Genomic DNA, 21,767 nt, shown 5'->3' on the forward strand with positions numbered 1-21,767 from the left:
ATCAGTCACCGTCGTTGGCATTGAAGCCCAGCTGGATGTTCAGCGCCTTGGCCAGCTCGCCCTCGTGCAGGCGGTGGACGGCGTTGAGGCTGTCGTAGATCTGGTTGAGGGTTTGCTGGCCAGCGTCGTCGGCCAGCAGCTCGCCGAGGGTCTTCTGGTTGTCGGCCAGCAGTTTGAGCGAGGTAGCGTAGGCGGCGTCGATCTTGTCCGCCAGCGCTTTCTGATCGCTGGGCAGCAGGCCGCGCAAACCTTGGTTGTCGACCCCGACCCAGACGGTTTCGGCCGCCTTGAGGGTGGCTTCCAGGCTGTTCAGCGAGTTGTGGCTGCGCCAGGCTTCGGCCTGCAGCGGCTGCGGGATGCCCTTGCTCTGGCGGCCCATGGGCGCACCCAGCTTCTTCTTCAGTGTATCCAGGGCGGTGACCTGGGAACGCAGCAGGTCGGCGATGGCCTCATGGGAATCGGCGTAGCGCTGGTTGGGGAACTTGGTCATCTGCGACAGCATGCCGTCAGTGCTGTTCCAGCTCTTGAGGATGTCCTCGGCGAGGACCTTCTGATGCTCACCAATGGCGACCAGCAGTGGGCAGTAACGGGCTTTCTGCTCGGCTGTGGCGATGTCCGGCTTGCTGTCGAACAGGATGTATTCGTAGGCCGACAGGCCACGTACCACGACGCTGGACTTGCCCAGGGCGGCGGCATCGACCGGCTTGTCGCCGTTGACCAGTTGTTCGACCTGGCGACCGACCAGGTTTTTCTTGTCGGGCCAGAACTGCACCTGCCAGGCGCGGTTGCCTTCGGCCAGCGGACCGACCAGCAGCGGTTGCAGCTCGGCCCAGGCTTTTTGCGCGTTGAGGAAGTCGGCGCGGGCCTTTTCCAGGTCTTCCTTGCCTTCGCAGTAGGCCAGGGCGCTGGCGGCCAGGGTGCGGTCGGCTTCGACCCAGCGGCTATAGGTGGGCAGGATCACCTGCTTGGCAATGGCGGCAGAGGTCACGGCTTGCGGGTCCTGCGGCGAGCAGGCACCGAGGGCGAGTGCGGCGAGGCTGGTGAACAACAGTTTGGGTCGGAACATGCCCGGCTCCTTAGCGCGTTTTAAAGTGAGTTCAGGAACGCCAGTAGCGCGGTGCGCTGCTCGGCATTGAATGTGAGTACGAAATTGCGTGCCGCCTCGGCCTCGCCACCATGCCAGAGCACGGCTTCAAGCAGGTTGCGGGCGCGGCCGTCGTGCAGGAACTGGCTGTGGCCGCTGACCGTTTCGCTCAGGCCGATGCCCCACAGTGGTGCGGTTCGCCAGTCCTGGCCGTTGGCGGCAAATTCGGTGCGCTCGTCGGCCAGGCCCGGGCCCATGTCGTGCAACAGCAAGTCGCTGTAGGGGCGAATGACCTGATTGGCCAGTTCGGGTTCGTTAGCATCGGCGGCGGTGGTGAACTGCGGTGTGTGGCAACCCTGGCAGCCGGCCTGGTAGAACAGGTTCTTGCCGGCCAGTACCTGCGGCGAACCGACATCGCGGCGTGCCGGCACGCCCAGGTTACGCGTGTAGAAGGTCACCAGGCGCAGGATGTTGTCGCTGACTTCCTTTTCGCCATCGGCACCGTCGCCATTGGGTGCAGCCAGGCAATCGGTTTGCGCCGGGGTGCAGTCGTCGTTGGGCAGCAGGGTGCTGGTCAGGCCCATGTCGCCGGCAAAGGCGTGCACGTTCTGCTGGTTGACGTTGGGTTGCCCGGCTTTCCAGCCGAAGCGGCCGATCACGGTCTTGCCCTGGGCGTCGTCCCACACCCGGTTGGCCCGCCCGCGGATGCCGTTGCGGTTGCGGTCGTCCGGGTCTTCGTTGGCCAGCAGGTCGGCGTCGGGGATGGCTTCGAGCAGGCCCAGGCCGATCATCGGCGGTGCAATGCGTGCCGAAAAGCGTGTGTCGGGGTGCATCACGCCGTAGCCGAGCTGAGTAATCTGCAGGCTTGGCTTGCGCAGCTCGACCTGGTGGCCGTCCTTGAAGGTGACCGTTTCGCTGCTGTAGCTCACCCGCACCTTGCCTTCCGGGGCCACGCCGGGGATGGCCATGTCTTGCAGTTGGGTGCCGTACACCGGCTCCGGCACCACGCCAAGGCGTTCGATGACCTTGGCCAGGTAGGGCTGGTCGGGGATCGACAGGCGTACCAGCATGCCTACGGCGTTGCTGTCACCCGGCGCTGGCGGGTGACCGCGGCCATCGCGTACGTGGCAGTTCTGGCAGGCATTGGTGTTGAACAGCGGCCCCAGACCGTCACGTGCAGTGGTGGTAGAGGGGGCGATTACCCAAGGGTTGCGGAAAAAGCTGTTGCCTACGGCAAAGTCCAGGCGCCGCTCGGGCGAGAGGTTGGCCGAGGGCAGGGAATAGGCGCTGCGGTCGCTGCGCTGCACGGTCGCCTTGCCGGCCGACAACGCTTCGCCAGGCTCGGCCTGGGTGAAACGCGGGGCGTCATCACAGGCGGCAAGGGCCAGGGTCAGCAGCAGAAGGGGAAGTCGGGACAGCGACGAGGACATGCAAAATCCTGGGCGTGGACGAAAAACCGGCGTGCAAGCTTAGCAGGCCAGTCCTGTTTGAATAAGAGCAATTTGCAATTGCCTGGGTGAAAAGGTTGTGAAAGGCCAGTATTTTCATGTGCAGTGCCGGCCTCTTCGCGGATGAACCCGCTCCCACAGGATCTCCACTGGTTCCGACCTTGTGTGGTCCCTGTGGGAGCGGGTTCACCCGCGAAGAGGCCAGAAGCAAAAAAGGCGACCCGAAGGCCGCCTCTTTCAAAACAACCGCTACAGCAGGATCAGAATTCGTGATCTGCGGTGTCCGGGTTCAGGTTGGCAATGCCCAGCTTGCCTGCTGCCTGCTCGATCGAGCCGGTCTGCTTGACCAGCGAGGCAATGGCGTCACGCACGATCTGGTTGCCGGCAGCGTTGTCGGCGGCGATCAGCTGGTCGTAGTGCTCGCCTTTCAGGGCGTGGTCGACCATCACCTGAATCTTGGCTTCGGTGGCTTCCAGGTCGGCCTTGAGGGTGGCGTCGGCAGCCGGGTCGGCCTTGGCCACCAGCGAGGACAGGCTTGGGCCGGTCATTTTGGTGCCATCGACACGGGTATACTCGCCCAGGTAGACGTTGCGGATGCCCTTGGCGTCGTAGAAGTGCGAGTAGTGGGTGTTGTCGCTGAAGCAATCCTGCTCGTCTTCCGGCGAGTTGGCTTCCAGCGAAACCTTCATGCGCTCACCCGCCAGTTCACCCAGCGACAGGCTGCCCATGCCGAACAGCATCTTGCGCAGGCCGTCGTTGACCGGCTCCGCTTCCAGCTTGGCGCGATAGTTGTCGGCGACGTTCGGTGCCCAGTTGCCGACCATTTCTTCGAGGTCGCTGACCAGCAGGTCGGTGACCGCTTTCAGGTAGGCGCGGCGGCGGTCGTTGTGGCCGCCAGTGGCGCCCTGGCCTTCCAGGTAGTCGGAAACCGGACGGGCGCCAGCGCCTGGGCCGGTGCCGTTCAAGTCCTGGCCCCAGAGCAGGAATTCGATGGCGTGGTAGCCAGTGGCGACGTTGGCTTCGGAACCTGCCAGTTCGTTCAGGCTGGCCAGCTTCTCTGGGGTGATGTCCTTGACGTCGACCTTCTCTTCGCCGACCTGGATCTCGGTGTTGGCGATGATGTTGGCGCTGGCCGCCGGGTTGCCCAGGGCGTGCTCGTAGCTCTTGTCGACGTAGTCGATCAGGCCTTCGTCCAGCGGCCAGGCGTTCACCTGGCCTTCCCAATCGTCGATGATGGTGTTGCCGAAGCGGAAGGCTTCGCTCTGCAGGTAAGGTACGCGCGCGGCGAACCAGGCTTCCTTGGCGGCTTTCAGGGTTTCTTCGCTGGGCTTGGCGAGAAACGCGTCAACTGCGGCCTGCAGGGATTTGGCGGTGCTCAGCGAGTCGCTGTACACGGCGTAGACCATATCGGTGTAATGCTTGACCACAGCCTTGCCAGCGGCTTCGTCGACAGCCCCTGGCGCCGCAGCGCTGGTGCTGGCGGCAGCAGGTGCCTGGGCTTGCGGCGCGGCGGCTTTTTCGTCCTTGCCTTCACCGCAACCGGCGAGGGCGATGGCAATGGCCAGCAGACTGGCGGAGGCCAGAGGCATTCGAATCATTATTGGTTTTCCTGCGTCGTGTGGTTGGACCAAGGGGTGGACCGTGCGCCGGGGCACGCGAAACCGCAACATCATGCGAAAGATTTGCATTTGCTGTAAAGGGGCGGGCGTGCAATTCATGTAAATCCAGGTCACGGCCTGTAACCGGGCAGGTGGGTCAGAACATCGAAACCTGATTGCGCTGTGCCTGCTTGAGATAGTGGGTCAGCTCGCGGGCCGACAGCGGCTTGCTGTAGTGGTAGCCCTGGCCCTCGTGGCAGCCTTGGGCAACGATGTAGGTTTCCTGCTCGGCGGTTTCCACGCCCTCGGCGATTACCTGCATGCCCAGGCTCTTGCCCAGCTGGATGATGGCGCGAACGATGGTGGCGTCGTCATCGTCGTCGAGCAGGTCCTGGACGAAGCTTTTGTCGATCTTGATCTTGTCCAGCGGCAGCGACTTCAGGTAGCTGAGCGAGGAGTAGCCGGTGCCGAAGTCGTCGATGGCGATCAGCGCCCCGGAGCGGCGCAGGCTCAGTAGATGCTGGGCAGCGGTGCTGATGTCTTCCATCAGGCCGGTCTCGGTGACTTCCAGTTCCAGGCTGCGTGGCGGCAGGCGGTAGGCCTGCAACAGGTTGTTGACCACCCGCGGCAGTTCGCTGTGGTGCAGCTGTACGGTAGACAGGTTGACGGCCATGCGCAGGTCGCTGAAGCCCAGGTCGTGCCATTCGCGCAATTGCCGGCAGGCCTGGTCGAGCACCCATTCGCCAATGCTGATGATGCTGCCGTTCTGTTCGGCCAGTGGGATGAACTGGTCGGGCGGCACCATGCCCAGTTCCGGGTGCTGCCAGCGCAACAACGCCTCGACGCCCACCACGCGGTGGTCGCGGTAGCTGATCTGTGGCTGGTACACCAAGTACAGCTGGTTGCGCGGCAGGGCTTCGCGCAGGTCCTTTTCCAGCTCGCGGCGGCGGCGCATTTCGCTGTCGACGCTGGCGATGTAGAACTGGTAGCGGTTGCGCGAACGGGCCTTGGCCAGGGTCATGGTCTGTTCGGCTTTCTGCAGCAGCTTCTCGGTGCTGTCGCCGTCTTCGGGGAACAGGGTGATGCCGATGGTGGCGCGCAGGCGGATCTGCTGGTGGTCGAGGTCGAACGGTACTTCCAGGTCGTCAAGGATGCTTTGCGCCAGTTCGGCGGCCTCGTAAGGCTGCTCGATATTGGCCTGCACCAGGGCGAACTGGTCGCCACCCAGCCGTGCCAGCGCGCCCAGGCGGCCGCTGTGGGCGCGCAGGCGGTCGGCGAGGGCCAGCAGTAGCTGGTCACCGACCTGGTAGCTGAACTGCTCATTGATGCCCTTGAAGTCGTCCAGGCCCACGCACAGTACTGCTACCCGGTGTTGCAGGCGGCCGCCGTCGACGAGGATCTTGTCCAGCTGCTGCTGCAACTGCTGGCGGTTGGGCAGGCCGGTGAGGAAGTCGTACTGGGCCATGCGTTGCAGGCTGTTTTCTGCCTCGTGGCGCAGGTGGGTATTGCGCTCGATCGAGGCCAGCAACTGGTTGGCGGTGTTGACCCACAGGCCCAGTTCGTTCTTTTCGTGGCCCTTGAGCAATGGCAGTTGATGCTGGCTGGGGCGGTCGGGGTTGATCTGGGTGAGGTGTTCGATGATCTTCGACAGCGGCTTGGTCAGCAGCCAGTGGTAGACCAGGTACAGTACCAGGCCCATGGCCAACGCGCGCAGCACGCCGGAGATGAAGATGATCACCGCGTTGATCAGGAAATCTTCACCGTAGGACGAGGTGTCGAGGGTGATGCTGAGGTCGCCGTAGTATTCACTGTAGGGGCCACGGCCGACCAGCTGGGTGGTGTAGGTGCGTTCCTGGCCAAGGATCAGGTCGGTGAGCCAGCGCATCGACATGTCTTGCAGCGGGCGCGATTTTTCCGCCAGCATGGTTTCGTTAGGGTGGCCGATGGAGGCCATGCGCACTGATTCATCCTGGAACAGGCCTTCCATCACCTGCATGCCCATTTCGCGATCGAGGCTGTATACCGCCTGGGTGGACGGGTCGCGGAACATGTCGAGGATGCGCTGGGCATCGTTGTTCACGGCCTGGCGGGTCTTGTAGGTGTCGTAAACGATTTGCGCACAGCTGAGCACAACGCCGACCGCTAGCGCCGACAGCAGCACGACCCTGAGCAACTTGACCGACAAGCTGTTCCGCAATTCCAGCTTCAATGGGGTTTCCTTAATCCATGCGCATGGCATCATTTTGCCATCAACGATGACGATACACTACCGGCCTACCATGAGCAGTGTATCGGTTGCCTGACCCCGCAACTTGAGTGCGCTGTATCAATCTTCCAGAGCTTTGATGTTAGCGTGCAATGCGGGGTGAGCAAGCAAAACCGTGCGGGCCTTTTCGCGGGCATGCCCGCACCCACAGGCATAAAAAAACCCGGCACATGGCCGGGTTTTCTGTTCAAGGCTGAATCACTCAGGCCTTGAAGGTCTTGCCTTCGAACTGCTCGGCAACGAAGGCCCAGTTGACCAGGTTCCAGAACGCCTCGACGTACTTCGGACGCACGTTGCGGTAGTCGATGTAGTAGGCGTGTTCCCAGACATCGCAGGTCAGCAGCGGGGTGTCGCCGCTGGTCAGCGGGCAGCCGGCGCCGATGGTGCTGGCCAGGGCCAGGGAACCGTCAGCTTTCTTCACCAGCCAGCCCCAGCCGGAACCGAAGGTGCCAACCGAAGTCTTGGTGAACTCTTCCTTGAACTTGTCGAAGGAACCGAAAGCGGCGTTGATGGCGTCAGCCAGGGCACCGGTTGGCTGGCCACCGGCGTTTGGCGCCAGGCAGTTCCAGTAGAAGGAGTGGTTCCAGACTTGAGCGGCGTTGTTGAAGATGCCGCCCGAAGAGGCCTTGACGATTTCTTCGAGGGTCTTGCCTTCGAATTCGGTGCCTGGGACCAGGTTGTTCAGGTTCACGACATAGGTGTTGTGGTGCTTGTCGTGGTGATACTCCAGGGTTTCCTTGGAGATGTGCGGCTGCAGGGCATCGTGGGCGTACGGCAGCGGCGGCAATTCAAAAGCCATGGTGGATCTCCTGATTCAGGTCTGTTTGCGGTTTGCGCAAGGCCGATCACGGGCGGCCCGATAAGCGTCGGCGAGTTTGTACTCTTTGCGACGCAAGGGCTGGATCATAGCACCGGGCCCGGCGCATAACCACGCAACAAACATAGGGAATAGAGGTTCCAGAGCGGGTGGCGGGTGCCGACCAGTGGTGCCTGCCACAAAATTGTCAGCGCCTATGAGATCGAGCGCCGCCCGCGCGGCGCTTCGCGGCACAAGGCGCTCCCACATCTGTTTCGGGCCAGTTATTCCTGCTTCCTCCGCACTCGCACCCTGGTTGCATGGCTGCAGATTGCAGAAAAGCACAAGCGACACCTTCAATATTGAGGGGAACAAACAAGGCGGACAGCGGTGACCTCACAGGAGTGACTGGCCCGAAACAGATGTGGGAGCGGGCTTGCCCCGCGAAGCGCCGCGCGGGCGGCGCTCGGTCTCACAGGCGATAAAAAAGCCATGCCGAACCCAGATCAGCTAAAAACCAACTGCGCCGCCACCGCAAACATCATCACCGCCACCATCAGGTCGAGCATGCGCCAGGTCGCTGGTCGCGCCAGCCACGGGGCCAGCCAGGCCGCGCCGATCGCAAGGGTCGAGAACCACAGCAGTGAAGCACTGGCTGCCCCGGCCACATAAGCCCCAGGCTCGGTCTGCTGGGCGCCCAGCGAACCGATCAGCAACACCGTGTCGAGGTATACATGCGGGTTCAGCAACGTCACCGCCAAGGCACTGAGCAGTACCGCGCGGCGTGAACGGGTGCCTTGGCCTTGCTGGTGCTGCAGGCTTTGCTTGGAACAGGCGCTGCGCAAGGCCTTGGCGCCGTACCAGATGAGGAACACCGCGCCGCCCCAGCGGGCGATCGCCAGCAAGGTCGGGTTGTGCGCCAGCACGGTCGCCAGGCCGAATACCCCGGCGGCCACCAGCAGGGCGTCGCAGACAATGCACAGTGCCGCCACCGGCAGATGGTGCTCGCGGCGCAGGCTCTGGGCGAGGACGAAGGCGTTCTGGGCGCCGATGGCCATGATCAGGCCGAAGGCCACCAACATGCCGTTGAGATAGCTTTGCCACATGGCCACGCTCTCCGAAAAAGGTCACAAAAGATGCTGGCTATTGTGCTGTTCGGGGCTGTATAAGAAAAACAAATAAAGCTGATCCCTCATTAGGAAAATCGATGTTCGACTACAAGCTGCTGGCCGCCCTCGCGGCAGTGATCAAACAGGGTGGTTTCGAGCGTGCCGCGCAAGTGCTGGGCTTGTCGCAATCGGCTATTTCCCAGCGCATCAAGCTGCTCGAAGCGCGGGTCGGCCAGCCGGTGCTGGTGCGCGCTACGCCGCCCAGCCCGACTGACGTCGGCCGGCAGTTGCTCAACCATGTACAGCAGGTGCGCTTGCTTGAACGCGACCTGCAGCGCCAGGTACCGGCGCTGGACGAAGAGGGCATGCCGGAACGCCTGCGCATCGCCCTCAACGCCGACAGCCTGGCCACGTGGTGGGCGGGCGCAGTGGGGGACTTCTGTGCGCAGCAGAATGTATTGACTGACCTGGTCGTAGAAGACCAGGACGTGGGCTTGAAACGGATGCGCGCCGGTGAGGTGGCTGCCTGCCTGTGTGGCAGCGAGCGACCGGTGGCCGGGGCCCGCAGCCTGCCCTTGGGGGCCATGCGCTACCGGGCGCTGGCCAGCCCAGGGTTCATGGCCCGGCATTTTCCCCAGGGCTTTGTCGCCAGCCGCCTGGCCCGTACCCCGGCGATCGTGTACGGCCCGGACGACTTCCTGCAGCACCGCTATCTGGCTTCGCTGGGCATCGAGGACGGTTTCCTGCATCACCTGTGCCCATCGTCGGAAGGCTTTCTGCGTATGACCGAGGCCGGCCTGGGCTGGGGCCTGGTGCCCGAACTGCAGGCCCGTGAACAACTGGCTGGCGGGCAATTGGTGGAAATTTGCAGCGATACCCCCATCGATGTGCCGCTGTACTGGCATCATTGGCGCAATGGCGGGCACTTGCTCGCGCAACTGACCGACCACCTGCGCTACGCCGCACGGCAATGGCTGGTGCCCTTGTAGCCACGGCTGGCGTCAGTTGCATCTGAAATTTGGCAAGACGGAGTGTTACATGCGAATTCTGGTCACCGGCGCGAGTGGCTTCATTGGCGGGCGCTTTGCGCGCGTTGCCCTGGAGCAGGGGCTGGACGTGCGGGTCAGCGGCCGCCGTGCCGAAGGCGTCGAGCACCTGGTCAAGCGCGGCGCCCAGTTCATCCCCGGCGACCTCGGTGATGCCGAGCTGGCCCGGCGCCTGTGCCAAGGCGTCGAGGCGGTGGTGCATTGCGCTGGCGCGGTGGGTAACTGGGGGCGTTATCAGGATTTCTACCAAGGCAATGTCGTGGTCACCGAGAACGTGGTCGAGGGCTGCCTGAAAGAGCACGTGCGGCGGCTGGTGCACCTGTCGTCGCCGTCGATCTACTTCAATGGCCGTTCGCGCCTGGACATCCGCGAAGACCAGGTGCCGCGCCGCTTCCATGACCACTACGGGCAAACCAAGCACTTGGCCGAGCAGAAAGTGTTCGGTGCCCAGGAGTTCGGCCTTGAAGTGCTGGCGCTGCGCCCGCGCTTTGTCACCGGCGCTGGTGATGCCAGCATTTTCCCGCGGCTGATGCAGATGCAGCGCAAGGGCCGCGTGGCAATCATCGGCAATGGCCTGAACAAGGTCGATTTTACCAGTGTGCACAACCTCAACGAGGCTTTGCTCAGTGCGCTGTTCGCCGATGAGCGGGCGCTGGGCCAGGCCTACAACATCAGCAACGGCCAGCCGCTGCCATTGTGGGACGTGGTCAACTACGTGATGCGCCAGATGCAGCTGCCTCAGGTGACCCGCTACCGTTCCTACGGCCTGGCCTACAGCCTGGCGGCGTTGAACGAAGCGGCCTGCATGGTGTGGCCGGGGCGCCCGCAACCGACCTTGTCACGTTTGGGCATGCAGGTCATGAGCCGTGATTTCACCCTGGATATCAGCCGTGCCCGGCAGTACCTGGACTATCAACCCAAGGTCAACCTGTGGACGGCGCTGGATGAATTCTGCGCCTGGTGGAAACATCAACCGCTGGGGCAGTGAACCTGGCGCGCCGATGATGGTCATCAGTGCGCCGCGCGAGCGGTTTATACTCCTGTCTCTTTGCTACTACCGCGGTTGAACTTACCCATGCGCAACGATGCTCACGACGATTTCGATGATGTGCCTGCCTTGCGGGCCGGTACCCCTGATGATGACGAGCTGTTGCCGGCGCATGTGTCTCGCAGCCGCCAAAAGGCCGCCAGGCCTGCCAGCACCGGGGCATTGTGGGTACTGCTGGGGGCTTCGTTCATTGCCTTGGCAGGGTTGGGCTGGTGGAGCTTCCAGCAGATTTCGCTGATGGAGCAGCAACTGGTGGCGACCCAGGAAAGCTTTGCCCGCATCAGCGAGGACGCGGCCGGGCGCTTGCAGGCTATCAGTGGCAAGGTTGCGGCCAGCGAGTCGTCGGTCAACACCGGCAGCGAAGCGCTCAAGCTGCAGATCCGCCAGTTGCAGGCCAGCCTGGCCGAGCAGGGCAAGCTGCAGCAAGGCGTCGCCGGCCAGGCGGGCGACCTGGGCAAGCGCCTGGAGCAGGTGCTGGCCGATACGCGTGAGCAGCAGAAGGCCGTGACCGAACTGCAGGACCAGTTGCAGGCGCAGTTGAAGGCCGTGAATGCCGAGCTGGCGGCGTTGAAGTCGGGCCAGGTGGACGGCGGCAAGCTTGACGGGCAGCTCAAGAACTTGAGTGACGAGGTGGCCGCATTGAAGAAGGAGGGTGGCCAGAAAGCGGCCATCGAAAGCCTGGAGCAGGACATGCTGGTGCTCAAGACGCAGATGGAAAACCGCCCGGCGGCGGCGTCCAGTGGGGCCTCGGTGCAAGAGTTCGATGCGTTCCGTGGGCAGACCACACGCAACCTGAACACCCTGCAGAGCCAGATCCAGAACCTGCAGCAGCAGATCAGCGCCCGGCCCTGAGATCGCAGGGGAGGGCTTTGCCCTCCTATCGCGACACAAGGCGGCTCCTACAGGAGATCGCGTTCCCTTGTAGGAGCGGCCTTGTGTCGCGAAAGGGCCGCAGAGCGGCCCCGGCGATTTCAGTCACAACCGCGGATAGTCGATATACCCCACCGGCCCTCTGCCATAGAAGGTCTCGGGATGCGCCTCGTTCAACGGCGCATCCGCCGCCAGCCGCGCCGGCAGGTCAGGGTTGGCAATGAATGGCACACCAAACGCCACCGCATCCGCCTTACCGCTGGCCAAGGCTGCATTGGCACTTGCCTTGTTGAAACGCTCGTTGACGATGTACGGGCCACCGAACGCTTCCTTGATCAGCGGGCCAATGCTGTCGTCAGCCTCCCGCTCGCGCGAGCAGATGAAAGCGATACCACGCTTGCCTAGCTCACGGGCCACATAGGTGAAGGTTTCGGCACGGTCAGCATCGCCCATGTCATGGGCGTCGGCACGCGGCGCCAGGTGTACGCCGACACGGTTAGCGCCCCATACTTCAATGGCTGCGTCGGTCACTTCCAGCAGCAGGCGCGCGCGGTTTTCCAGCGAGCCGCCGTAGCGGTCGGTGCGCTGGTTGGTGCTGCTTTGCAGGAACTGGTCGAGCAGGTAGCCGTTGGCGCCGTGTATTTCCACACCGTCGAAACCGGCCGCCTTGGCGTTTTCCGCGCCGCTGCGGTAGGCCTCGACGATGTCGCTGATTTCTTCGGTTTCCAGTGCGCGCGGGGTGGGGTAATCACTCAGCGGGCGTACCAGGCTGACATGGCCCTTGGCCTGGATCGCGCTGGGGGCCACCGGCAGTTCGCCATTCAGGTAGCTGGGGTGGGAAATACGGCCCACGTGCCACAGCTGCAAGAACATGCGCCCGCCCGCAGCATGCACGGCCTTGGTCACGTTGTTCCAGCCACGCACCTGTTCATCGTTCCAGATGCCGGGGGTGTCCGGGTAGCCGACCCCCATGGCGCTGACCGAAGTGGCCTCGCTGAGGATCAGCCCGGCACTGGCGCGCTGCACGTAATATTCGGCCATCAATGCATTGGGCACGCGGCCTTCGTCGGCGCGGCAGCGGGTGAGCGGCGCCATGATGATGCGGTTGGGCAGTTGCAAGTCGCCCAGGGTGATCGGATCGAAAAGCGTGGTCATATCGGTTACCTGCTGGTCAAAGCGCTTGGCGCAGTTGTTCGAGGAACGCCTGGATGGTGGCTTCGTCGCGTTTGAAGAAATGCCATTGGCCAATCTTCTGGCTGCTGATCAGCCCGGCGCGCTGCAAGGTGGCCAGGTGGGCGGAGACGGTTGACTGCGACAGGCCGCAGCGTTGATCGATCTGCCCGGCACACACACCGTTTTCGGTGCTGTGGTACTGGTCGGGGAATTGAGTTGCCGGGTCTTTCAGCCAGCTGAGGATTTCTCGCCTGACCGGGTGGGCCAGCGCTTTTATGATTTCGTCGAGATCGAGTGGCATCGGTTGGGGCTCGTTGTAGCGGTATATCGCGATAGGGCGAAATGTAAATCGCTGAATCCCGATATACAAATATGAAGATCTTCTGAGCTGAGCACGAATCGCTATATCGCGTTATGACGATATAGGCGGGTGCGGTGCTAGAATGCGCTCATGAACTACCTAGCGCACTTGCACCTGGGCGGCCCGGCGCCGCAACAACTGCTTGGCAGCCTGTATGGCGACTTTGTCAAAGGCTCGCTGGAGGGGCGTTTTGCGCCTGCGCTGGAGGCGGCCATTCGGCTGCACCGGCACATCGACAGTTACACCGACCAGCACCCGCTGGTGCTGGCGGCGCTGGCGCGCTTTCCGCGCGAGCGGCGGCGCTTTGCCGGCATCGTGCTGGATGTGTTCTTTGATCATTGCCTGGCGCGGCATTGGCACGATTATGCCGAGCAGCCGCTGGCTCAGTTCACCGGCGATTTTTATCGGGTACTGCTGGCGGAGCCAGAATTGCCGGGGCGTTTGGCGCGGATTGCACCGTTCATGGCGGCGGATGACTGGCTGGGGGCGTATGGTGATTTCGCCACGCTGGAACAGGTGTTCAACGGCATTGGCCGACGGCTGTCGCGGCCGGAAGGGATGGTTGGGGTGATGGCTGAGCTGGAGCGGTTGTATGAGCCGTTGATGGCGGATTTCCGCGCGTTTTATCCCGAATTGCAGGCGTTTGCGGCGGCGGGGCGGGTGTCTGGCAGTTAGTGTTGTGTTGGCTGTGCCGGCCCTTTCGCGGGTAAACCCGCTCCTACAGGGATAGCGTGATACCAAAGATTGCACGGTCCCCGTAGGAGCGGGTTTACCCGCGAAAGGGCCATAACAGGCAGTGCAAAAAACTCAGGCAGCCCGCGCCTGCCGCCGTGGCGCCATCTCGCCGTTTTCAACCCCGAACAACGCCAGGTGAATCGCCTGCTGCGCCTGCACTGCCAACACCGCACGCTCCTTGCCTACGCTGCCAATCGGCGGCAACAGGTGGATGCACACCTCACCCCGCGGCTGGGCAAACAGGCGCATCAGGTGCGACACCAGGTCTTCATCGCCGATAAACGGCGCAACGGGGTCGATCTGGCCGTCACGCAGGTACTGGATAGCCACTGGCTGCACCGCCACGCCCCGGTCGATGGCCCCCGCCAGCAGGCGGCCGTGGAAGGTGCGCAAGGTGCGACCGCTGGTGGTGGTGCCTTCGGGGAAGATCAGCACCGGCCGGGCCAGGCCCAGTTGCCCGGCGATCTGCTCGCGCAGGCGCTGGCTGTCACCCCCACCACGGCGAATGAACAGGGTGCCGGCCTTTTCCGCCAGCCAGCCCGCCACCGGCCAATGGCGCACTTCGGCCTTGGACAGGAACGACAGTGGCAGCAACATGCCGAGCAGGGGGATGTCAGTCCAGGACACATGGTTGCTGACCCATAGCATCGGCCGCTGCGGCAGCTCGCCGATTACCCGCACATCGAAGGGCAGGGCCGCGACCAGGCGTTTCATGAACAGGCAGGTCCAGCGCTGGCGGCGTTCGATCGGTGCCTTGAAGCCCAGCCGCTCGCCCAGGGCGATCACGCTGGCCATCAGCATGCCCAGCAGCAATACCAACAGCAGTCGGGAGAGGCGGGCCAGTACCCGCAGCTTCGGCATCAGACCGCCGCCTTGAAGTGACGGGCGTAGCGCGGGCACAGTTCATCGCGCTTGAGCAGGATGAATACGTCGGCGACCTGGAAATCCTCGTCCCAGCACGGCTCGCCGCAAATCTTCGCGCCCAGGCGCATGTAGGCCTTGAGCAGCGGTGGCATTTCGGCAATGACATTGTTGGGAAGCGGCAGGTTCGGCAGCGGGTTCTTTGGTTCGGCGCGCAGGTGTTCGGTGCACAGGTAGCGCTCGCGCAGGCGCTGCATCACCGCATGGGCCTGTACGCCACCGTCTTGCATGGGGATGCTGGCACAGCCCATCAGGTAGCTGTAGCGGCCCTCGTTGAGCACTTCGGCCAGTTCGCCCCAGAGCACGGCGATGGTGCCGCCGTTGCGGTAGTCGGGGGCTACGCAGGTGCGGCCCAGCTCCAGGATCGGGCCCTGCAACTGCAACAGGCCGTGCAGGCTGAATTCTTCTTCGCTGTAGAAACGGCCCAGGCTGCTGGCGGCCTGGTGATCGAGCAGGCGGGTGGTGGCAACCAGCTTGCCGGTGCTCAGGTCGCGTACACCAATGTGGCGGCAGTGCACGTCGTAGTCGTCCATGTCCAGGCCGTGCTCGGCACCTTTGAGCTTGGCCTTGAATTCTGCGCTGAATACGTTGTAGCGCAGGGCCTGGGCCTCTTGCAGCGCCGCGGCGCCAACCAGGCGTTCGGCTTGCAGACGGCGTTCAGTGCTGTTATCGCCAGCGTGAGCGATCCGAGTCATTACGAGTCTCCATAAGCCAGCCATGAAGGGTTGCGGCCGGTCGGCTTTGTTGTGCAAAGTCAGCCTAGGTAGACGGGGTGTCACCCCTGTGAATCTTTGGTGATGCTTGCGTGACACCCCCCTGAGCCTTAACCGAATGCCCCCGGAAAGGAGCTGTGCCATGGCTTGGTTGCAACGAATCAACGACCCGCTTCGCCAGGCCCTGGCGGGCACCCTGGGCGAAACCTACGCCGCGCTGCTCGAGCGCCTTGGCCCGGTTGCGCCGTTCGAACTGGCGGTATTGGGCGGGCGCGCAATGGCCACCCCGGGCTTGGCCTTTCTGGTCGGTTACCAGGCGGCCTTGCGCGTGCTGTGGCCCAGTGCGCCGCCCAGCCTTGGCGCGCTGTGTGCAACCGAGCGGCGTAGCGTGCGGCCGGCTGACATGCAGACGCGGCTGGACGGTTTGCGGCTGACGGGTAGCAAGGATTTCGTCACAGCCGGGCTTGAAGCAGAGTGGCTGCTGGTGGCGGCGCGCAGCGAGGCGGCAGGCGCAGCACCGCAATTGAACCTGGCGGTGGTCTACCCCGGTGAGCCGGGGGTGACGCTGGAGCCATTGCCGACCTTGCCGCTGATGCCGGAGGTGGGCCACGGCCGATTGGTGCTTGAGCAGGCGGCATGCGAGTTGCTGGCCGGTGATGGTTGGGATGCCTACGTGAAGCCGTTTCGCTCGCTGGAGGACTTGTATGTGCTCACGGCGTTGACGGCCTGGTTGTATGGGGTGGGGCAGGCGTGTGCCTGGTCGCAAGGTTTGCGCCTGCAGTTGCTCTCGCTGCTGGCTGGGTGTGCCGAGGCTAGCCGGCAGTGTGCCGATAGCACGGGGTGCCATTTGCTGCTGGGCGGGTTGTTTGCGCAGTTCCAGGCGCTGCGCGGGGAAGTCGATGCAGCACTGGCGGCTGGGCCGGTGCAGTGGGCTGAACTTTGGCAGCGCGATCAGGGGGTGATGGCGCTGGCGATGGCGGCGCGGGAGAAGCGGCTGAACAAGGCTTGGGCTGCTGCGGGATTGTCATGAGTGCCTGATAGGTTTGTGTGAACCTATAAATCCTTGGGGCCGCTTTGCGGCCCTTTCGCGACACAAGGCCGCTCCTACAGGGGATCGCGTCAGCTTCAGGCCTGGCGCTGTACCTGTAGGAGCGGCCTTGCGTCGCGAAAGGGCTGCAAAGCAGCCCCAAAAATTGCGAGCCAATAAGGGATGCTGAAAGGTCTACTGCTGCTTTTTTGCATGGCCATGGCATCCGCCAAGGCTGAGGAATGGCCTGATCCCGACTGGCCAATCGACAACGCCACCCTCAACTGGCAAGCCGTCGACACCTATGCCTTCCCCACCCGCACCACCCCCGAGCGCAATGGCATCCGCACCGACGCCCTGCTGATCATCCGCGATGGTCGCATCCTCCACGAGCGCTACGGCGCCCCCACCACTGCCTCCACTGCGCACCTGACCTGGTCGGTAAGCAAGAGCGTGCTCGCCACACTACTGGGCGTGGCCCAAGGCGAGGGCCGCTTCCAGTTGCAAGACGCAGCAAGCCGCTTCTACCCACCCATGGATGCCCACCCTGGCGTGCGCATGGCCGACCTGCTGCACTGGGCCAGCGGCCTGGATTGGCAGGAAGACTACGAATACGCTCCGCTGAAATCCTCGGTGGTGGCCATGCTGTATACCCGTGGTCGCGCGGACATGGCCGCCTACACGGCGGCGCGGGGCATGGCAGCCAGCCCCGGCCAGCGCTTTCTCTACTCCAGTGGCGACAGCAACCTGCTGGCCGCCGCGCTGCGCGGCATGCTCGACCCCGGTCAATATGATGACTACCCCTGGCAGGCACTGTTCAGCCCCTTGGGTATCGAGAGTGCGGTGTGGGAGCGTGACCGTGCGGGCACTTACGTTGGCTCCTCTTACCTATACCTCACGGCCCGCGACCTGGCACGTATCGGCCTGCTGATGCAGCGCGCCGGGCGCTGGCAGGGTCAGCAACTGCTACCCCAGGCCTGGGTGGCCTTCAACCGTACGGCATTTGCCCAGGCCGAAGCGCTGCCCGGCGAGGCTAACCCCGGCGGCCACTGGTGGCTCAACCAGCCGTTGGCCGGCGCCGAACGGCCGTGGCCGAATGCGCCCGCAGACACCTTCGCGGCCCTGGGGCATTGGGGCCAGGCGCTTTATGTGTTGCCTGCGCAAAAGCTGGTGATCGTGCGCTACGGCGATGACCGTGACGGCAGCTACCGTCATGACGAACTGCTGAAACGGGTGCTGGCGGCGTTGCCCAAGGAGGGTGCATGAAGCGCGTGCTGTTACTGGTGCTGGTCGCCCTGCTCGGCTGGGCGTGGCTGGAGCGTCAGGCGCTGGCGGACTTCCCCGGCATCCTCTCGGCCTACTCGGCCAAGGAGTACTGCTCGTGCCGCTTTGTCATGGGCTTCGACGAGGGGTATTGCCGAGGCTATGTGAAGCAATGGCTGCCTTTGCGCCGGTTGGAGGAAAACACCCCGCAGCGTCTGGTTACCGCCGAAGGCCTGGGCCAGCGCAACCAGGCCGCCTGGCAGGGCACGCGCGCGGGTTGCCGCTTGCTGCCGTGAAGGCGGGCGGGTAAGGTTGGCGGCCTGGTTTCACGAGATCTGTCATGTTCAAGCTGCCCCGTCTGCTCCCCGCCCTGTTGCTGGCTTTGTGCCTGCCCGCCCATGCCAACTGGCACCTTGATGGCGAGTCTTCGCGCCTGTCGTTCATTACCGGCAAGAACGGTGATACCGCCGAAGTGCATCGTTTTCTGGTGCTGCATGGCGCGGTCGACCGCAAGGGCGCGGCGGGCTTGCGCATCGAGATGGACTCGGTGAGCAGCGGCATTCCGCTGCGCGACGAGCAGATGCGCGACCACCTGTTCGAGGTCGAGCGGTTTGCCGAAGTCAGCGTGAAGGCGCAAATCGACCTGCGCCCGATCAACGACCTGGCCGACGGGGCGCAGGTCGAACTGCGCCTGCCACTGACGGTGAACCTGCATGGCCAGTCGCACAGTTATAACGCGCTGTTGCTGGCCACCCGCCTGGATGCGCGACGCTTCCAGGTAGTGACCCTTGAGCCAGTGGTGCTGCGTGCCGAGGATTTCGGCCTGCTGCCGGGGCTGGAAAGCCTGCGCAAGTTCGCCAAGCTGAAATCCATCAACCCATCGGTACCGGTGAATGCGGTGCTGATCTTCACCGCCCGCTGACATGGCGGGGCCGGTCTTCCCCTGGCGGGATGGCAACCAGTTCGAGCTGCTGATCGACGGCCCCGAGTTCTTTCCGCGCATGCTCACTGCGATCGTGCGTGCCGAGTTCCAGGTCGACCTGGAACTGTACCTGGTCGAAGCTGGCGCCTGTGCCGAAGCCGTGGTTGAAGCACTTGAGCAGGCCGCCCGGCGTGGCATGCGGGTACGCTGCCTGTTCGATGACTACGGCTCATTGGCCTTCAACAGCAAGTTGCGCCAGCGCCTGCTGGAGGCGGGTGTGTACCTGCGCTGGTACAACCGCCTGCGCTGGAAGCGCGGCCTTCGCAACCTGTACCGCGACCATCGCAAGCTGCTGCTGGTGGATGAGCGCTGGGCCGCGGTGGGCGGCACCGGGGTTACCGACGAGTTCTGGACACCGGGTGATGCCACCAGTGACTGGCACGAGGTGATGGTGCAGATGGAGGGGCCGGTGGTGACCGACTGGCAACTGCTGTTCGACCGCCAATGGCACGCCAACAACCGCCGCACCGCCTGGCGCCCCGCCGAAGGCTTCGGCTTGCCGCGCCTGCCCAAGGTGCCTGCACAGGGGCAGGGTCTGGGCCGGGTAGCCTATGCCGACGCCCGTCAGCACCAGGACATCCTGCATGCGCTGGTGCGGGCGCTGAACAGCGGCAAGCAGCGGGTATGGCTGGCCACGCCGTACTTCCTGCCGACCTGGAGCGTGCGCCGCTCATTGCGTCGCGCCGCCAGCAAGGGCCTGGATGTGCGCCTGCTGCTGACCGGCCCACGCACCGATCACCCTTCGGTGCGCTACGCCGGGCACCGTTACTACCCGCGCCTGCTGCGCGCAGGGGTACGTATTTTCGAGTACCAGCCGTGTTTCCTGCACCTGAAAATGGCCGTGGTGGATGACTGGGTCAGCGTCGGTTCGTGCAACTTCGACCACTGGAACCTGCGCTTCAACCTTGAGGCCAACATCGAGGCGCTGGACCCGCCGTTGACCGCCGCCGTGGTTGCCAGCTTCGAGCGCGACTTTGCCCTGAGCGAGGAGGTTGACCTTGCTCACTGGCATGCCCGGCCGCTGTGGCGGCGGGTCAAGCAACGGGTATGGGGCTGGCTCGACCGCCTGGTAGTGAACGTGCTCGACCGCCGTGACTGATAGCGGCTATCGTGCAATGACTGTTCACGGGCAATGGAAGGAGTGGATGCGATGACGGCGAAGAAAATTCTCATGCTGGTGGGTGATTACGTCGAGGATTACGAAGCGATGGTGCCGTTCCAGGCGCTGAGCATGGTCGGCCACACGGTGCACGCAGTGTGCCCGGAAAAGCTGGCGGGGCAGACGGTACGTACCGCGATTCATGACTTCGAGGGTGAACAGACCTACAGCGAAAAACCTGGGCACAATTTTGCCCTGAACTACGACTTTGTGCGGGTGCGGCCCGAGAGTTACGACGCGCTGCTGATCCCCGGTGGCCGCGCGCCGGAGTACCTGCGCCTGGATGAAAAGGTGCTGGAGCTGGTGCGCGCGTTCGACCAGGCGGGCAAGCCGATTGCGGCGGTGTGCCATGGCGCGCAGTTGCTGGCGGCGGCCGGGGTGCTGGAAGGACGGGAATGCAGCGCGTACCCGGCGTGTGCGCCGGAGGTGCGGCTGGCGGGTGGCACGTTCATCGACATAGCCGTGGACCAGGCGCATGTAGATGGCAACCTGGTGACCGCACCGGCCTGGCCAGCGCACCCGGCGTGGCTGGCGGCCTTCCTCAAGGTGCTGGGTACCCGTATCGCCTGACCGGGCCTCTTCGCGGGTGAACCCGCTCCCACAGGGATTGCACTGTCCTCAGGTTCGGTGGTGATGCTGTGGGAATCTGAATTACCTGCACTGGCCTCTTCGCGGGTGAACCCGCTCCTACATCAATCACAATTCTTTGTAGGAGCGGGTTTACCCGCGAAGAGGCCAGTACAGGCAATACACCCCTGCCAGGCTTAACCGACTTGTTCAATCCAGTCATTGAGGTTGTAATAGTTGGTCACCCGGGCAATCTTGCCGCAGTGAATGTAGAAGAACGCCCCCGCCGGCAACACGTAGGTCTGCCCGTTGGCCGCCGGCAACCCCTCATCATCAGCCAGGTACTCACCGTGTACGGTGAACTCCGCCGCCGCGCGGCTGCCTTCGGCGTTCTGCATCACCACGATATCGGCCAGCCGCTCGCGGTAGCAGCGGTTCATCTTGTCCATGAACGCCGCAAACCTGGCCTTGCCCATCTGCCGCTCACCCTGGTTGATGTCGTGAATCACGTCCTCGCTCAGCAGCGCCAGAAAGCCCGGCATGTCGCCAGCGTTGAAGGCGGCATAGTAAGCATTTACCAGTTCGGTAGCGGTCATGGAACAATACCTGTCGTGTAGGGAAAAGGCGGGTCGTTGCCCCGGATGATAGGGTTTCCCCTCAAGCCCGGCTTAGCCGAGCGCGTCATCCACATCGACAAAACGACCGCCAAGCATGGAAATACGCCTGTTGCACGGCGCCGCTATCGCGCCTTACATCGATGACCTCGCTCGCCTGCGCTTAACGGTGTTTCGCGAGTTTCCCTACCTGTACGACGGCACCCCGGAGTACGAAGCCGACTACCTGGCCAGCTATGCCCGTTCCGGGCGCAGCCTGGTGGTGCTGGCGCTGGACGACGGCAAGGTGGTCGGCGCATCTACCGGCCTGCCGCTGGTGGATGTTGCGCCGCAATTCCAGCAGCCATTCCTGGCCCAGGGCCGCGACCCGGCCAGCGTGTATTACTTCGGTGAATCGCTGGTATTGCCGGAGTACCGTGGCCAGGGCCTGGGCGTGCGCTTTTTCATCGAGCGCGAGTCCTACGCACACAAATTGGCCGAGTTCGATTACTGCGCGTTCTGCGCCGTAGAGCGGCCAGGCGTTCACCCACGCCGTCCGGCCGATTACAAACCGTTGCACGGTTTCTGGCGCAACCGCGGCTTCCTGCACGATCCGTCGCTGCGCACCCGTTATGCCTGGCGCGACCTCGACGAGGCGGAAAGCTCCGACAAGCTGATGTCGTTCTGGACCAAGGAGCTGCCGGTTTGATCCGTCTTGCGGCCTGCCAGTACGCCGTCGAGCTGGATGCCGGGGGACGGGGTGGTGGCGTTGAGTGAGGCGTTGAACCCGCAGAGCAGCCAGTGGCTGGTGTGTGAGGTGGATCTTGAGAAGGTGCGGCGGGTGAGGCAGGAAGGGCAAGTGTTTACCCGTAGAGACTGGCCGGAGCAGTTTGACCGGATTCTGTGAAAACAGGGAGGGCCTCTTCGCGGGTGAACCCGCTCCCACAGCAACATCACAGGTCTCGAAACCTGTGGGGTCCCTGTGGGAGCGGGTTCACCCGCGAAGCA

22 protein-coding genes and 1 pseudogene are annotated in these 21,767 nt (G+C 63.7%); 12 read left to right on the plus strand and 11 right to left on the minus strand.

The annotated features are described in order from the left end of the window. Position 1 precedes the first annotated feature (1 nt). The 6 genes from ACIP02_RS07085 to ACIP02_RS07110 all read right to left on the minus strand — a co-directional run bounded on the left by ACIP02_RS07085 (position 2) and on the right by ACIP02_RS07110 (position 8,298). Entirely contained in the window at positions 2-1,066 is a 1,065-nt protein-coding gene (locus ACIP02_RS07085) for an imelysin family protein (protein WP_400614598.1), read from the minus strand. 20 nt (positions 1,067-1,086) lie between these two features. Continuing rightward, entirely contained in the window at positions 1,087-2,514 is a 1,428-nt protein-coding gene (locus ACIP02_RS07090; protein WP_400614600.1) for a di-heme oxidoredictase family protein, read from the minus strand. Positions 2,515-2,792: 278 nt separating this feature from the next. Beyond that, positions 2,793-4,130 (minus strand): imelysin family protein, encoded by a 1,338-nt coding sequence (locus tag ACIP02_RS07095; RefSeq protein WP_400614603.1) that lies wholly within the window; start codon positions 4,128-4,130, stop codon positions 2,793-2,795. Between the two features lie 157 nt (positions 4,131-4,287). After that, on the minus strand, positions 4,288-6,339 hold the full coding sequence (locus tag ACIP02_RS07100; RefSeq protein WP_400614605.1) for a putative bifunctional diguanylate cyclase/phosphodiesterase: 2,052 nt from the start codon (positions 6,337-6,339) through the stop codon (positions 4,288-4,290). Positions 6,340-6,598: 259 nt separating this feature from the next. Then, the gene (locus tag ACIP02_RS07105; protein WP_201202652.1) at positions 6,599-7,195 is read right to left on the minus strand and encodes a superoxide dismutase; all 597 of its coding nucleotides are present in this window, start codon (positions 7,193-7,195) and stop codon (positions 6,599-6,601) included. Positions 7,196-7,698: 503 nt separating this feature from the next. Then, entirely contained in the window at positions 7,699-8,298 is a 600-nt protein-coding gene (locus tag ACIP02_RS07110; RefSeq protein WP_400614608.1) for a LysE/ArgO family amino acid transporter, read from the minus strand. A gap of 101 nt (positions 8,299-8,399) precedes the next feature. Here ACIP02_RS07110 and ACIP02_RS07115 point away from each other — a divergent pair, with 101 nt between their 5' ends. The 3 genes from ACIP02_RS07115 to ACIP02_RS07125 all read left to right on the plus strand — a co-directional run bounded on the left by ACIP02_RS07115 (position 8,400) and on the right by ACIP02_RS07125 (position 11,247). Further along, the gene (locus ACIP02_RS07115; protein ID WP_400614610.1) at positions 8,400-9,290 is read left to right on the plus strand and encodes a LysR family transcriptional regulator ArgP; all 891 of its coding nucleotides are present in this window, start codon (positions 8,400-8,402) and stop codon (positions 9,288-9,290) included. A gap of 49 nt (positions 9,291-9,339) precedes the next feature. After that, positions 9,340-10,335 (plus strand): NAD-dependent epimerase/dehydratase family protein, encoded by a 996-nt coding sequence (locus tag ACIP02_RS07120; protein ID WP_400614613.1) that lies wholly within the window; start codon positions 9,340-9,342, stop codon positions 10,333-10,335. A gap of 87 nt (positions 10,336-10,422) precedes the next feature. Beyond that, a complete protein-coding gene (locus ACIP02_RS07125) occupies positions 10,423-11,247 on the plus strand; it encodes an ATPase (RefSeq protein WP_400614616.1) in 825 nt (274 codons plus the stop codon). 123 nt (positions 11,248-11,370) lie between these two features. On the opposite strand, the gene ACIP02_RS07130 is transcribed toward ACIP02_RS07125, so the two are convergent. Both ACIP02_RS07130 and ACIP02_RS07135 read right to left on the minus strand, forming a co-directional pair. After that, positions 11,371-12,420 carry an alkene reductase gene (locus ACIP02_RS07130; protein WP_400614618.1) on the minus strand — a complete coding sequence of 350 codons (1,050 nt, stop codon included), beginning with the start codon at positions 12,418-12,420 and terminating at the stop codon, positions 11,371-11,373. A 16-nt stretch (positions 12,421-12,436) separates the two neighbouring features. Continuing rightward, positions 12,437-12,739 carry a helix-turn-helix transcriptional regulator gene (locus ACIP02_RS07135; RefSeq protein WP_003255178.1) on the minus strand — a complete coding sequence of 101 codons (303 nt, stop codon included), beginning with the start codon at positions 12,737-12,739 and terminating at the stop codon, positions 12,437-12,439. A 150-nt stretch (positions 12,740-12,889) separates the two neighbouring features. Here ACIP02_RS07135 and ACIP02_RS07140 point away from each other — a divergent pair, with 150 nt between their 5' ends. Then, the gene (locus ACIP02_RS07140; RefSeq protein WP_400614620.1) at positions 12,890-13,474 is read left to right on the plus strand and encodes an ACP phosphodiesterase; all 585 of its coding nucleotides are present in this window, start codon (positions 12,890-12,892) and stop codon (positions 13,472-13,474) included. Between the two features lie 132 nt (positions 13,475-13,606). Here the strand turns inward: ACIP02_RS07140 and ACIP02_RS07145 are convergent, their stop codons facing one another. Further along, positions 13,607-14,395, minus strand: a complete 789-nt coding sequence (locus ACIP02_RS07145; RefSeq protein ID WP_400614622.1) for a lysophospholipid acyltransferase family protein — start codon at positions 14,393-14,395, stop codon at positions 13,607-13,609. After that, on the minus strand, positions 14,395-15,150 hold the full coding sequence (gene olsB, locus ACIP02_RS07150) for an L-ornithine N(alpha)-acyltransferase (RefSeq protein ID WP_400614624.1): 756 nt from the start codon (positions 15,148-15,150) through the stop codon (positions 14,395-14,397). The genes ACIP02_RS07145 and olsB overlap by 1 nt, the downstream gene beginning before the upstream one ends. Before the next feature lie 160 nt (positions 15,151-15,310). Here olsB and ACIP02_RS07155 point away from each other — a divergent pair, with 160 nt between their 5' ends. The 6 genes from ACIP02_RS07155 to ACIP02_RS07180 all read left to right on the plus strand — a co-directional run bounded on the left by ACIP02_RS07155 (position 15,311) and on the right by ACIP02_RS07180 (position 20,169). Beyond that, on the plus strand, positions 15,311-16,198 hold the full coding sequence (locus tag ACIP02_RS07155) for an acyl-CoA dehydrogenase (protein ID WP_400614627.1): 888 nt from the start codon (positions 15,311-15,313) through the stop codon (positions 16,196-16,198). A gap of 180 nt (positions 16,199-16,378) precedes the next feature. After that, positions 16,379-17,461 carry a serine hydrolase domain-containing protein gene (locus ACIP02_RS07160; protein WP_400614629.1) on the plus strand — a complete coding sequence of 361 codons (1,083 nt, stop codon included), beginning with the start codon at positions 16,379-16,381 and terminating at the stop codon, positions 17,459-17,461. Beyond that, on the plus strand, positions 17,458-17,754 hold the full coding sequence (locus ACIP02_RS07165; protein ID WP_400614632.1) for an amidase: 297 nt from the start codon (positions 17,458-17,460) through the stop codon (positions 17,752-17,754). The genes ACIP02_RS07160 and ACIP02_RS07165 overlap by 4 nt, the downstream gene beginning before the upstream one ends. A 44-nt stretch (positions 17,755-17,798) precedes the next feature. Continuing rightward, positions 17,799-18,380, plus strand: coding sequence for a YceI family protein (locus ACIP02_RS07170; RefSeq protein ID WP_400614634.1), 582 nt, complete (start codon positions 17,799-17,801; stop codon positions 18,378-18,380). A gap of 1 nt (position 18,381) precedes the next feature. Next, positions 18,382-19,539 (plus strand): phosphatidylserine/phosphatidylglycerophosphate/cardiolipin synthase family protein, encoded by a 1,158-nt coding sequence (locus ACIP02_RS07175; RefSeq protein ID WP_400614637.1) that lies wholly within the window; start codon positions 18,382-18,384, stop codon positions 19,537-19,539. 51 nt (positions 19,540-19,590) lie between these two features. Continuing rightward, positions 19,591-20,169, plus strand: a complete 579-nt coding sequence (locus ACIP02_RS07180; protein ID WP_012274008.1) for a DJ-1/PfpI family protein — start codon at positions 19,591-19,593, stop codon at positions 20,167-20,169. 194 nt (positions 20,170-20,363) lie between these two features. On the opposite strand, the gene ACIP02_RS07185 is transcribed toward ACIP02_RS07180, so the two are convergent. After that, on the minus strand, positions 20,364-20,762 hold the full coding sequence (locus ACIP02_RS07185; protein WP_400614640.1) for a nuclear transport factor 2 family protein: 399 nt from the start codon (positions 20,760-20,762) through the stop codon (positions 20,364-20,366). A gap of 115 nt (positions 20,763-20,877) precedes the next feature. On the opposite strand from ACIP02_RS07185, the gene ACIP02_RS07190 reads away from it, so the two are divergent. Beyond that, on the plus strand, positions 20,878-21,468 hold the full coding sequence (locus ACIP02_RS07190; RefSeq protein WP_400614642.1) for a GNAT family N-acetyltransferase: 591 nt from the start codon (positions 20,878-20,880) through the stop codon (positions 21,466-21,468). Positions 21,469-21,492: 24 nt separating this feature from the next. After that, a pseudogene (locus ACIP02_RS07195) lies at positions 21,493-21,666 on the plus strand (amidohydrolase); the annotation flags it as partial. Between the last annotated feature and the right edge of the window lie 101 nt (positions 21,667-21,767).

It is taken from the genome of Pseudomonas sp. NPDC089408 (assembly GCF_044749445.1).
Classification (GTDB): domain Bacteria; phylum Pseudomonadota; class Gammaproteobacteria; order Pseudomonadales; family Pseudomonadaceae; genus Aquipseudomonas.

What these genes read in the sequence shown, in the direction of transcription:
- ACIP02_RS07095 (WP_400614603.1), bottom strand. Translation starts at nt 4,130, where the DNA reads ATGATTCGAATGCCTCTGGCCTCCGCCAGTCTGCTGGCCATTGCCATC.
- ACIP02_RS07190 (WP_400614642.1), top strand. Translation starts at nt 20,878, where the DNA reads ATGGAAATACGCCTGTTGCACGGCGCCGCTATCGCGCCTTACATCGAT.
- ACIP02_RS07135 (WP_003255178.1), bottom strand. Translation starts at nt 12,739, where the DNA reads ATGCCACTCGATCTCGACGAAATCATAAAAGCGCTGGCCCACCCGGTC.
- ACIP02_RS07140 (WP_400614620.1), top strand. Translation starts at nt 12,890, where the DNA reads ATGAACTACCTAGCGCACTTGCACCTGGGCGGCCCGGCGCCGCAACAA.
- ACIP02_RS07110 (WP_400614608.1), bottom strand. Translation starts at nt 8,298, where the DNA reads ATGTGGCAAAGCTATCTCAACGGCATGTTGGTGGCCTTCGGCCTGATC.
- ACIP02_RS07155 (WP_400614627.1), top strand. Translation starts at nt 15,311, where the DNA reads ATGGCTTGGTTGCAACGAATCAACGACCCGCTTCGCCAGGCCCTGGCG.
- ACIP02_RS07165 (WP_400614632.1), top strand. Translation starts at nt 17,458, where the DNA reads ATGAAGCGCGTGCTGTTACTGGTGCTGGTCGCCCTGCTCGGCTGGGCG.
- ACIP02_RS07090 (WP_400614600.1), bottom strand. Translation starts at nt 2,514, where the DNA reads ATGTCCTCGTCGCTGTCCCGACTTCCCCTTCTGCTGCTGACCCTGGCC.
- ACIP02_RS07175 (WP_400614637.1), top strand. Translation starts at nt 18,382, where the DNA reads ATGGCGGGGCCGGTCTTCCCCTGGCGGGATGGCAACCAGTTCGAGCTG.
- ACIP02_RS07145 (WP_400614622.1), bottom strand. Translation starts at nt 14,395, where the DNA reads ATGCCGAAGCTGCGGGTACTGGCCCGCCTCTCCCGACTGCTGTTGGTA.
- ACIP02_RS07115 (WP_400614610.1), top strand. Translation starts at nt 8,400, where the DNA reads ATGTTCGACTACAAGCTGCTGGCCGCCCTCGCGGCAGTGATCAAACAG.
- ACIP02_RS07180 (WP_012274008.1), top strand. Translation starts at nt 19,591, where the DNA reads ATGACGGCGAAGAAAATTCTCATGCTGGTGGGTGATTACGTCGAGGAT.
- ACIP02_RS07185 (WP_400614640.1), bottom strand. Translation starts at nt 20,762, where the DNA reads ATGACCGCTACCGAACTGGTAAATGCTTACTATGCCGCCTTCAACGCT.
- ACIP02_RS07160 (WP_400614629.1), top strand. Translation starts at nt 16,379, where the DNA reads ATGCTGAAAGGTCTACTGCTGCTTTTTTGCATGGCCATGGCATCCGCC.
- ACIP02_RS07105 (WP_201202652.1), bottom strand. Translation starts at nt 7,195, where the DNA reads ATGGCTTTTGAATTGCCGCCGCTGCCGTACGCCCACGATGCCCTGCAG.
- ACIP02_RS07125 (WP_400614616.1), top strand. Translation starts at nt 10,423, where the DNA reads ATGCGCAACGATGCTCACGACGATTTCGATGATGTGCCTGCCTTGCGG.
- ACIP02_RS07170 (WP_400614634.1), top strand. Translation starts at nt 17,799, where the DNA reads ATGTTCAAGCTGCCCCGTCTGCTCCCCGCCCTGTTGCTGGCTTTGTGC.
- ACIP02_RS07085 (WP_400614598.1), bottom strand. Translation starts at nt 1,066, where the DNA reads ATGTTCCGACCCAAACTGTTGTTCACCAGCCTCGCCGCACTCGCCCTC.
- ACIP02_RS07120 (WP_400614613.1), top strand. Translation starts at nt 9,340, where the DNA reads ATGCGAATTCTGGTCACCGGCGCGAGTGGCTTCATTGGCGGGCGCTTT.
- ACIP02_RS07130 (WP_400614618.1), bottom strand. Translation starts at nt 12,420, where the DNA reads ATGACCACGCTTTTCGATCCGATCACCCTGGGCGACTTGCAACTGCCC.
- olsB (WP_400614624.1), bottom strand. Translation starts at nt 15,150, where the DNA reads ATGACTCGGATCGCTCACGCTGGCGATAACAGCACTGAACGCCGTCTG.